This is a genomic window from Pseudoxanthomonas sp. CF385 (assembly GCF_900104255.1).
Classification (GTDB): Bacteria; Pseudomonadota; Gammaproteobacteria; order Xanthomonadales; family Xanthomonadaceae; genus Pseudoxanthomonas_A.
The window spans coordinates 630,943-640,000 of record NZ_FNKZ01000001.1; the positions used below are offsets into that span (position 1 = coordinate 630,943).

A 9,058-nucleotide genomic window follows, 5' to 3' on the forward strand; every position below is an offset into this window, starting at 1 on the left:
ACCGATGAACGCAACGAACGAGCGCCGTGCGCGCATGCCCGTGGGCGACCTGCAGCGTGCGCTGCCGATGTTGGCCCTGCTGCTGATCCTGCTGGCCGGCCTGCTGGGCTGGAGCGGGGTCAGGCAGTGGCGCGAAGCCGGCCTGCTGACCGACATGGAGCGCGCTCGCGATGCGGCGGTGGTCGCCGTGCAGGGCGAGTACGACACGCTGAGCAAGGAGCTGGCCCGACGCCTGGCCTCCGAACCGGTCAAGGCAGCGCTGGCCGCCGGCGACACGGCGGCCGCGACGGCGGCATTGCGCGAAGGCTGGGCCGGCGTCGAAGCGATCGAGATCCTCGACGCCAACCTGGACGCCGCGTACCAAGACGCATCGGCATTTGGGTACAGCAAACTCGCGCTGCTCGAGGCCGCGATGCAGGGCGACCAGGTGGCGGCGCGCGTGCTGAAAGATGGCAAGGCGACCGTGTTCGGCCTGGCGGCCGCCGTGCCGCAGGGCGTGGTGTACGTGCGGTTGCCGTTGGCGCAGTTGGCGTCGGGCTTCGATGCGGTGCAGGCGCCGCCGGGGGGCTACCTGGCCTTGCGCCAGGGCGCGTTCAGCGTGCGCGAGCGCGGCAACAGCAGTCTGCAGGATGCGGCCGAACGCATGGCCCACGCCGTCGGCAAGACCGGGCTGCGGGTAGCGACGGCCGTGCCGGACAGTGAGCCGGGCCCGTTGGGCCTGGGAGCGATTCCCGCCATGGTGGTCGCCGGCCTGCTGGGCCTCCTCGCGATCGTGGCGCTGCTGGTGGCGCGCGGCGGGATTCGCCTGCCGGCGTTGGGCAAGAAGAAAACGGAAAGCTTCGACGGCGACGAGCCCACGCTGGGCGAAGCGCTGCTGCGCGAACCGCCGCCGATGCCCGTGGCGGCGCGCGAGGCGGTCGAGCGCGATGAGGGCACGCGACCTGCCCGGACCGCTGTGGAGGTCGACCCGGGTATCTTCCGCGCCTACGACATCCGCGGGATCGTGGGCAAGACGCTCAGCATCGAGGTGGCCGAACTGATCGGCCTGGCGATCGGTTCCGTCATGCGCGACGAAGACCTGGCCGACATCGTCGTCGGCCGTGACGGACGCCTGTCCGGTCCCGATCTGGTCGGTGGCCTCATCAGCGGCCTGCGCAAGGCCGGCCGCAACGTCATCGACATCGGCCTGGCGCCGACGCCGGTGGCCTACTTCGGCGCCTACCACCTGCGGGCGGGCAGCTGCGTCGCACTGACCGGCAGCCATAACCCGCCGGACTACAACGGTTTCAAGATCGTGGTCGGCGGGCAGACGCTGTCGGGCGATGCCATCACCGATCTCTACGAGCGCATCCGCGACAACCGCCTGTACGTCGCCAACGTGCCCGGCGACCTGCAGCAGCGCGACATCTCCTCCGACTACATCCAGCGCATCGCCGACGACGTGCAGCTGGAGCGGCCGCTGAAGGTGGTCGTGGACGCCGGCAACGGCGTCGCCGGCGACATCGCGCCGCAGTTGCTGGAAGCCATCGGCGCCGAAGTGATCCCGCTCTACTGCGAAGTCGACGGCACGTTCCCGAACCACCATCCGGACCCGAGCGAGCCGCACAACCTGGAAGACCTGATCCAGACCGTGAAGCGGTTCGACGCCGACATCGGCCTGGCGTTCGACGGCGACGGCGACCGCCTGGGCGTGGTGACGCGGGAGGGCGCGGTGATCTTCCCGGACCGCCTGCTGATGCTGTTCGCGGCCGACGTGCTGGAGCGCAATCCCGGTGCCCTGATCATCTACGACGTGAAGTGCACCGGAAAGCTGCAGGGGTGGGTGCTCCGCCATGGCGGTACGCCGATGATGTGGAAGACGGGGCACTCGCTGATCAAGGCCAAGATGCGCGAGAGCGGCGCCGAGCTGGCCGGCGAGATGAGCGGCCACTTCTTCTTCCAGGAGCGCTGGTACGGGTTCGACGACGGACTGTATTCGGCCGCCCGCCTGCTGGAGATCCTGGCGAACCGGTCCGAGCCGCCGTCCGAGGTCCTCGCAGCGTTGCCCGACGGCGTGTCGACGCCGGAGATCAAGGTCGATGTCGTCGAAGGCACGCCGCACGAGATCGTGGCGCGTTTCGTCGATGGCGCGGAGTTCGAGGGTGCGCGGCTGTCGACGATCGACGGCCTGCGCGCCGATTGGGACGATGGCTGGGGCCTGGTGCGTGCGTCGAACACCACGCCTATCCTCGTGCTCCGCTTCGAGGCCGACAACACCGAGGCGCTGGAGCGCATCAAGACGGAGTTCCGCACGCGCCTGCAGGGACTCGCGCCGGAACTGAAGATGACGTTCTGAGATCCCGCCGGTAGACGGCTACACGACGCCGGGCATGTCCCGGCGTCGTCGTTTGCGACGTCAGTTGCGCGTGGGCGCCGGGGTCTGTCCGGCCGCCTCTTCGACGGCGTCCGGGTTGGTGCCCTTCATCGCGCGGTACCGCTGCATGATGTCGGTGATCTCCACGTCCAGTTCCGCGCGCTGGGTCTCGAAGCTGTGCTGCAGCCGGCGCGTGCGCACCAGCTCGGCGTGGCGCTGGCGGATGTTGGCCGCCAGTTCGGCGGTCACGGGGCGCCCGGCCAGTTCCTGGTTGCCCGCGGTCTGCAGCAGGCTGACCAGGCCCTCGCGCAGGCTGACGGTGTTGTAGCTCGCCGTCCGCACATTGTTGTCGACGATGGCGATGCGTTCGTTGAACACGCGCCGCAGATCGTTCTCGTCGCGATAGGAAAGCAGCATCGCCGCATCGGTCCGCCTGCGGGTTTCCGCAGCCGCAGCGTCCATCTGCCGCTGCTGGACTTCGATGGCCGCCTGGCTGCGCTCGTCTTCCGTCATGGCGCGCTCGACGCCACCGGTGCGCAGTCCGCTGGTTGCGCTGATCTCTTCGCGCGCGGCATTGACCGCTTCGGCGGGCAGCGCATCGCTGCAGACGCGCTGGCCCTTCTCCTGCCAGCAGAAGAGTTTCTTGGCCGGTGCCTTGTCCTGGGCCAGCGCCGTGGGCGCCAACAGGACGAGGGCCAACATCAATGGTGTGCGGACAGTCATGGCAGCCCCCTGCTGCGTCAGTCCTGGGTCGCGCTGCCGTAGCGGGCCCGGTAGGCCAGCAGGTCGTCGCGATGGTGGACAAGGTCGGCGCTTTCACCGGCAAAAGCAAGCAGGTCGTGCAGGCTGGCGACGGCGACGACCGGCACGCCGGTCTCCTCGGACACCGACTGCGCGGCGGAGCGGCGGAGCCCGCCGGAGGCCGGTTCACCCAGCACTTCCTGGCGGTCCAGCGCGACCACGATGCCCGCGGGCTGCCCGCCACCGGCACGGATCAGGCCCAGCGCCTCGCGGATGGCGGTGCCGGCGGTGATCACGTCGTCGACGATCAGCACACGCCGGTCTTCCAGCGGTGCGCCGATCAGCAGGCCACCCTCACCGTGGTCCTTGGCTTCCTTGCGGTTGAAGGCCACCGGCAGGTCGCGGCCCCGGCGGGCGAACTCGCACGCCACCGCGGTCGCCAACGGGATGCCCTTGTACGCCGGCCCGAACAGCAGGTCGAACTGCAGGCCGGCGTCCTCGACCGCATCGGCATAGCACGTCGCCAGGCCCGCCAGGCGGGCGCCGCTGTCGAAGCGCCCGGCATTGAAGAAGTAGGGACTCTGCCGACCCGATTTCAGCGTGAACTGGCCGAAGCGCAGGGCTTGCGCGTGCAGTGCGAGCTGGAGGAAGCGGGAGCGGTGGTCGGTCATGGGGGCATGGGCTGAACAGGATGGCGGACAGGATAACCGCCATGGCGTGCAGGTCGCGCGGTGGAGGCGCCGGTTCGGGTACGCTTGCCCGGTTTCCGACGAACGTAGTGCACATGCGCATCATCAGCTTCAATGCCAACGGCCTGCGCTCGGCGGCCACCAAGGGCTTCTTCGACTGGTTCGCCGCGCAGCACGCCGACGTGTTGTGCGTGCAGGAGACCAAGGCGCAGGAACACCAGCTGGCCGGCCCCGAATTCCTCCCGGCCGGCTACAAGGCCTGGTTCCGCGACGCCACGACCAAGAAGGGCTACAGCGGCGTGGCAATCTACGCCAAGCGCGAGCCGGACGAGATCCGCACCGCGCTGGGCTGGCCGGACTTCGACGAGGAAGGGCGCTACATCGAGGCGCGGTTCGGCGACCTGAGCGTGGTGTCGTTCTACATCCCCTCGGGCTCCTCGGGCGACGAGCGCCAGGGCTTCAAGTTCAAGGTGATGGACTGGCTGGCGCCGGTGCTGGACGAATGGCGCCGCAGCGGCCGCCATTACGTGCTGTGCGGCGACTGGAACATCGTGCGCAGCCGGCTGGACATCAAGAACTGGACCAGCAACCAGAAGAACTCCGGCTGCCTGCCGCCTGAGCGCGACTGGTTGAACGGCATGTGCGTGGACGACAGCGGCTGGGTCGATGCCTACCGCGTGCTGCACCCGGAAGGCCAGGACTACACCTGGTGGAGCAACCGCGGCGCCGCGCGCGCCAACAACGTGGGATGGCGGATCGACTACCAGTTCGTCACGCCCTCGCTGCGCGACCGCCTCACGGCCTGCTCGATCTACCGCGAGCAGCGGTTCTCCGACCACGCGCCCTTCACGGTGGACTACACCTGATGACTTCGACTGCCGCGCCCCGCAAGCCTTGGCAGAACGTGCTGCTCAATCTGCGCCAGCCCAAGGTGCTGGCGATGCTGTTGCTGGGGTTCTCGTCGGGCCTGCCGTTGTACCTCGTGGGCAACACCATGGGTTACTGGATGCGCGAGAACGGCAGCGAGCTGTCCGCGATCGGGTTTCTGTCCTGGGTGGGATTGGCATACACCCTGAAGTTCCTCTGGGCGCCGATCATCGACAAGACCGACGTGCCGCTGCTGGGGCGGCTGGGCCGCCGCCGCGGGTGGATGCTGTTGTCGCAGATCGTGGTGGCCGCGGGCCTGGCCGGCATGGCTATTGTGCAGCCACAGGGCGGACTGGTGACCTTCGCGGTGCTCGCGTTGATCGCTGCGTTCGCTTCAGCCACGCAGGACATCGTGATCGACGCCTGGCGCATTGAGATCGCCAACAGCACCGAAGAGTTGGGCCTGCTTACGTCCGGAACCCAGTTCGGCTATCGCACCGCCCTGCTGGTGACCGATGCGCTGATCCTCATCCTGGCCACCTACGTGGGCTGGTCCATGTCGTACTGGATGATGGCTGCGCTGATGGGCGTAGGCATGTTCTCGGCCCTGTTCCTGGCGCGCGAGCCGGCAGCGACCCAATTGGCGGCGGTGGAACATTCCGAGCCCTTGTGGACGATCTCGGGCCTGTGGGACGCGATCATCGGACCGTTCATTGCTTTTTTCAGGGTCCATGGCAAATGGGCGCTTCTGATGCTCGCGGCGATCAGCCTTTACCGGCTGCCCGACTTCGTCATGGGTCCGATGAACAATCCGTTCTATGCGGACATCGGCCTCACCAAGGAATTCGTCGGAGAGGTGCGCGCTTCCGTGGGCCTGATCTCGTCGCTGATCGGCATCGCTGCCGCGGGCATCAGTGCCGTGCGCTTTGGATTCGCGCCGACGCTGCTTGCGGGGGCGATCCTTGGGCCGGGCTCCAATGCGGCGTTCAGCTGGGTGGCGTACGCCCATGGCGACCCTACCGTTTTCGTGTCGGCGATGGCGATCGATGGTTTCGCGACCGGCTTCGCGGGTACCGCTTTGGTTGCGTACATGTCCAGCCTGACGAGCATCGGATACACCGCGACTCAATATGCCCTACTGAGTTCCTTCTATGCCTTGCTGGGGAAGATGCTCAAGGGCTTCTCCGGTGTCGCCGTCGAATACCTGGCGGAGGGTCGCACGCTGATCGAGGGGTACGCCTTGTTCTTCCTGGGTACAGCGCTCGCAGGTTTGCCGGCGTTGCTGTTGTGCTTGTGGCTGTCCCGCCAGTTGCGCGCGCGACCTCCACAGACCATATAGCCGACGCGGCGTTCGGCGTGCGTTACAGTTTTCGCTGGGGAGCATAGGGGCGGAGCAATGACCGACATCGTGCTGAAGGACGTGGATCCGATCCTGGCCGAGCGCATCCGTCGCGTGTCGGATGCGCGGGGCTGGCCGATCCACGACACCATTTTCAACCTGCTCGAGCAGGGCCTGTTCGTCTGCGAAGCCGAAGTCCGCGGCGGGCTGAGCGACCGGGAAGTGAACGCGCTGGCCGACGCCATCAGCGCACTGAAGGACGTGCCGCCCGGCAAGGGCTTCTAGGCCGGGAACACTGTGCCCAGGACGCGCCGCCCGGAGGCACCGGTGACGGCGGGCAGGTTGCCGGGCCGCCCCGCGAGCGTTTCCCGCGCCAGCCACGCGAAGCCCATCGCTTCCACGTAGTCCGGGTCCAGCCCATGGGCCGCGGTGGATTCCACCACCGCCTGCGGCAGGTGCGCGGCCAGCCGCACCATCAGCGCGGCGTTGTGCACGCCGCCGCCGCAGACCAGCACACGCCGGGTATCCGGCTGCGTCATCTGCAGTGCGTCCGCCACCGTGCGCGCGGTCAGTTCCAGCAGCGTGGCCTGTACGTCGGCCGCCGCCAGCGGGGCATCGCCCAGCCGGGCCTGCAGCCAGTCCAGGTGGAACTGCTCGCGTCCGGTGCTCTTGGGTGGCGGCAGCGCGAACCACGGTTCGGCCAGCAGGCGCGCCAGCAGCGTCGCATCCAGGCGGCCGCTGGCGGCCAGGGCGCCGCCCGCGTCGTAAGGTTGGCCGGTATGGCGTTCGCACCAGGCATCCATCAGCGCGTTCGCCGGGCCCGTGTCGAAGCCGCGTACGTCGCCGATCACCGGGAGCAGGGTGACATTGCCGATGCCGCCCAGATTGAGGACCGCCCGATCCTCGTGCGACGAGCCGAGCAGGGCCGCATGGAACGCAGGCATCAGCGGCGCGCCTTGCCCGCCCGCGGCGACGTCACGGCGGCGGAAGTCCGCCACCGTGTCGATACCGCTGCGCTCGGCGATCACGTTGCCGTCGCCGAGCTGCCAGGTGAACGGCGGATCGGCATGCGGACGATGGCGGATCGTCTGGCCGTGGGAGCCGAGCGCGCGCACGTGGCCGCGCGGTATGCCGGCGTCCTCCAGCAGGGCGAGCGCAGCATCGGCGAACGCATTCGCCGTACGGCCGTCCAGCGAGCCCAGTGCGTCGAGCGACACCGCGTCCGCGCCCTGGCCCAGCGCGACCAGCTGCGTACGCAGCGCCGGATCCCAGGCGAAGGTGCGGCCGTGGACGAGTTCGCATCGCAGGCCCGTCGCCGCTTCCTGGAACCGGACCAGCGCGGCATCGATGCCATCGGCGCTGGTGCCCGACATCAGGCCCAGATAGAGGTCGGCGGAAGCGGAGATCGTCATGCAGGATCTGCGGGCAAAGAAAAAGGCGGGACAGTGTCCCGCCTTTTCTCGTTTCCCGCCATGTTCGGCCGGATTAGCCCTCGCCGTTCTTCTTGCCAGCGGCAGGCTTGGCGGTGGCCACGGTCGTGGCGGGCCTGGCCGCCTCTTCCGCGGGGCCGACATCGGCGTAGATGATGTTCTCGACGGTGCGGATGCGCGCCAGGGCATTCGACGTGTAGGTGCGGAACGAGGCCAGCTGCGGGCCGGAGAGCGGTTCCGGCGGCGGCATGGTCACCGACAGCGGATTGCGGTGTACACCGTTGATGCGGAATTCGTAGTGCAGGTGCGGGCCCGTCGACAGGCCGGTGGTGCCGACGTAGCCGATCACCGTCCCCTGCGGGATGCGCTGGCCCTGCTTGATCTTGCCGAGCCGCGACATGTGTCCGTACAGCGTGGTGTGGCCACGGCCGTGATCGAGGATGACGGTGCGGCCGTAGCCGCCCTGCCAGCCGGCGAACTGCACGCGGCCATCGCCTGCGGCCATGATCGGCGTGCCCGTCGACGCGGCGTAATCCACGCCCTTGTGCATGCGCATCGTGCCGAGCACCGGATGGCGGCGCGCGCCGAACTTGGAACTCATGCGCGCGTACGGAATCGGCATGCGGATGAAGCTCTTCTTCAGCGGCCGGCCCGCGGCGGTGAAGTACTCCGGCTTGCCGCCCGGACGGGTGAAGCGGAAGCCCGAATGCAGCTTGCCGTCGACGGTGAAGGTGGCGGCCTGCACCGGACCGGTGCTGATCAGCTCGCCTTCGCGCCAGGTCTGCTCGACCACGACGCTGAAGCGATCGTCCGGCCCGAGGTCGGAGTTGAAGTCGATGTCGTACTTGAAGATCTCGTCCGTCATCGAATTGATGTTCGCCGAGGTCAGGCCGGCCTTGCGCGCCGAGCGATTGAGCGAACGGCCGACTTCGCCACTCAGCACCACGGTGCGGGTGGTGGTTTCGCGGGCGACGACGCGCTCGGTGACCTTGTCCGCGCCGACGACCAGTTCCACCCGGTGGCTAGGGTCGCGGTCGTAGCGCAGCGTGCGCAGGCCGCCGGTGACCGGCAGGTCGAACGCGATCTCGGTGCCGGGCTTCAGGCGCGTCAGCGCCTTCTTGGCATCGGCGTTGTCCAGGATGCGATGCAGGGTGGCGGCCGGAATGCCGAGTTCTTCGAAGATCGCGCCCAGGGTCTGCCCGGGCTTCACCCGCACGACCTGCCAGCTGTCGCCGGCCGTGCCGGCCTGGCGCGCCGCGGACAGTTCGGGCAGTTCGAGCAGCAGCGTGTTGCGGGGCTGGGATACCGGCGCTTGGATCGCGCTCGAGAAGCCCGGCACGATGGTCGCCATCATCACGCCGATGGTCGTGAAGAGGCTGGCGTGGATCCAGTGACGGCGCGTCCAGCGGCCTTCCGGAAGATGCCGCTTCACCTGCTGGTGGAGCGCGGTATCGCGAAGCACCCCAAGGCGCTCCCGGAACAGTTGCTTGCGGCTGTTGCCGCCCCCATGAGTTTGCATCAAGGTTGCACCCCGGGGCCAAGGCGAAGCCCCAATCGGCGTACCATAGACACGCGAAGACTTCGCGTCAAACCATTGAGTCAATTGGATTTTTTGATTGGTATCACTATTTACTTTCTT

Annotated in this window: 8 protein-coding genes; 4 read left to right on the forward strand and 4 right to left on the reverse strand. The window is 68.2% G+C overall.

Going from position 1 to position 9,058, the window contains the following annotated elements; all coding sequences use genetic code 11:
- The first annotated feature begins 4 nt into the window (after positions 1 to 4).
- Complete coding sequence (locus BLT45_RS02765; RefSeq protein ID WP_093294856.1) at positions 5 to 2,335, forward strand: phosphomannomutase/phosphoglucomutase; 2,331 nt, start codon at positions 5 to 7, stop codon at positions 2,333 to 2,335.
- A 60-nt stretch (positions 2,336 to 2,395) separates the two neighbouring features.
- Here the strand turns inward: BLT45_RS02765 and BLT45_RS02770 are convergent, their stop codons facing one another.
- Both BLT45_RS02770 and pyrE read right to left on the reverse strand, forming a co-directional pair.
- A complete protein-coding gene (locus BLT45_RS02770) occupies positions 2,396 to 3,055 on the reverse strand; it encodes a hypothetical protein (protein ID WP_093294859.1) in 660 nt (219 codons plus the stop codon).
- Positions 3,056 to 3,093: 38 nt separating this feature from the next.
- A complete protein-coding gene (pyrE, locus tag BLT45_RS02775; RefSeq protein ID WP_093294861.1) occupies positions 3,094 to 3,765 on the reverse strand; it encodes an orotate phosphoribosyltransferase in 672 nt (223 codons plus the stop codon).
- Positions 3,766 to 3,878: 113 nt separating this feature from the next.
- Between pyrE and BLT45_RS02780 the strand changes: the two genes are divergently transcribed.
- Genes BLT45_RS02780 through BLT45_RS02790 form a run of 3 tightly spaced genes read left to right on the forward strand, consistent with a single transcriptional unit; the run spans position 3,879 to position 6,274 of the window.
- Positions 3,879 to 4,649 (forward strand): exodeoxyribonuclease III, encoded by a 771-nt coding sequence (locus tag BLT45_RS02780; RefSeq protein WP_093294864.1) that lies wholly within the window; start codon positions 3,879 to 3,881, stop codon positions 4,647 to 4,649.
- Positions 4,649 to 5,989 carry an AmpG family muropeptide MFS transporter gene (locus BLT45_RS02785; protein ID WP_093294867.1) on the forward strand — a complete coding sequence of 447 codons (1,341 nt, stop codon included), beginning with the start codon at positions 4,649 to 4,651 and terminating at the stop codon, positions 5,987 to 5,989. The genes BLT45_RS02780 and BLT45_RS02785 overlap by 1 nt, the downstream gene beginning before the upstream one ends.
- Before the next feature lie 57 nt (positions 5,990 to 6,046).
- Positions 6,047 to 6,274, forward strand: coding sequence for a hypothetical protein (locus BLT45_RS02790; protein ID WP_093294870.1), 228 nt, complete (start codon positions 6,047 to 6,049; stop codon positions 6,272 to 6,274).
- Here BLT45_RS02790 and BLT45_RS02795 read toward each other — a convergent pair.
- Both BLT45_RS02795 and BLT45_RS02800 read right to left on the reverse strand, forming a co-directional pair.
- Entirely contained in the window at positions 6,271 to 7,401 is a 1,131-nt protein-coding gene (locus BLT45_RS02795; RefSeq protein ID WP_093294873.1) for an anhydro-N-acetylmuramic acid kinase, read from the reverse strand. The two genes, BLT45_RS02790 and BLT45_RS02795, sit on opposite strands and share 4 nt — an antisense overlap.
- 73 nt (positions 7,402 to 7,474) lie before the next feature.
- Entirely contained in the window at positions 7,475 to 8,938 is a 1,464-nt protein-coding gene (locus tag BLT45_RS02800) for a peptidoglycan DD-metalloendopeptidase family protein (RefSeq protein WP_093294876.1), read from the reverse strand.
- Positions 8,939 to 9,058: the final 120 nt, after the last annotated feature.

Bases quoted from the DNA above. Each gene is read 5' to 3' on its own strand.
- BLT45_RS02765 (WP_093294856.1), top strand. From the start codon at position 5: ATGAACGCAACGAACGAGCGCCGTGCGCGCATGCCCGTGGGCGACCTG.
- BLT45_RS02770 (WP_093294859.1), bottom strand. From the start codon at position 3,055: ATGTTGGCCCTCGTCCTGTTGGCGCCCACGGCGCTGGCCCAGGACAAG.
- pyrE (WP_093294861.1), bottom strand. From the start codon at position 3,765: ATGACCGACCACCGCTCCCGCTTCCTCCAGCTCGCACTGCACGCGCAA.
- BLT45_RS02780 (WP_093294864.1), top strand. From the start codon at position 3,879: ATGCGCATCATCAGCTTCAATGCCAACGGCCTGCGCTCGGCGGCCACC.
- BLT45_RS02785 (WP_093294867.1), top strand. From the start codon at position 4,649: ATGACTTCGACTGCCGCGCCCCGCAAGCCTTGGCAGAACGTGCTGCTC.
- BLT45_RS02790 (WP_093294870.1), top strand. From the start codon at position 6,047: ATGACCGACATCGTGCTGAAGGACGTGGATCCGATCCTGGCCGAGCGC.
- BLT45_RS02795 (WP_093294873.1), bottom strand. From the start codon at position 7,401: ATGACGATCTCCGCTTCCGCCGACCTCTATCTGGGCCTGATGTCGGGC.
- BLT45_RS02800 (WP_093294876.1), bottom strand. From the start codon at position 8,938: ATGCAAACTCATGGGGGCGGCAACAGCCGCAAGCAACTGTTCCGGGAG.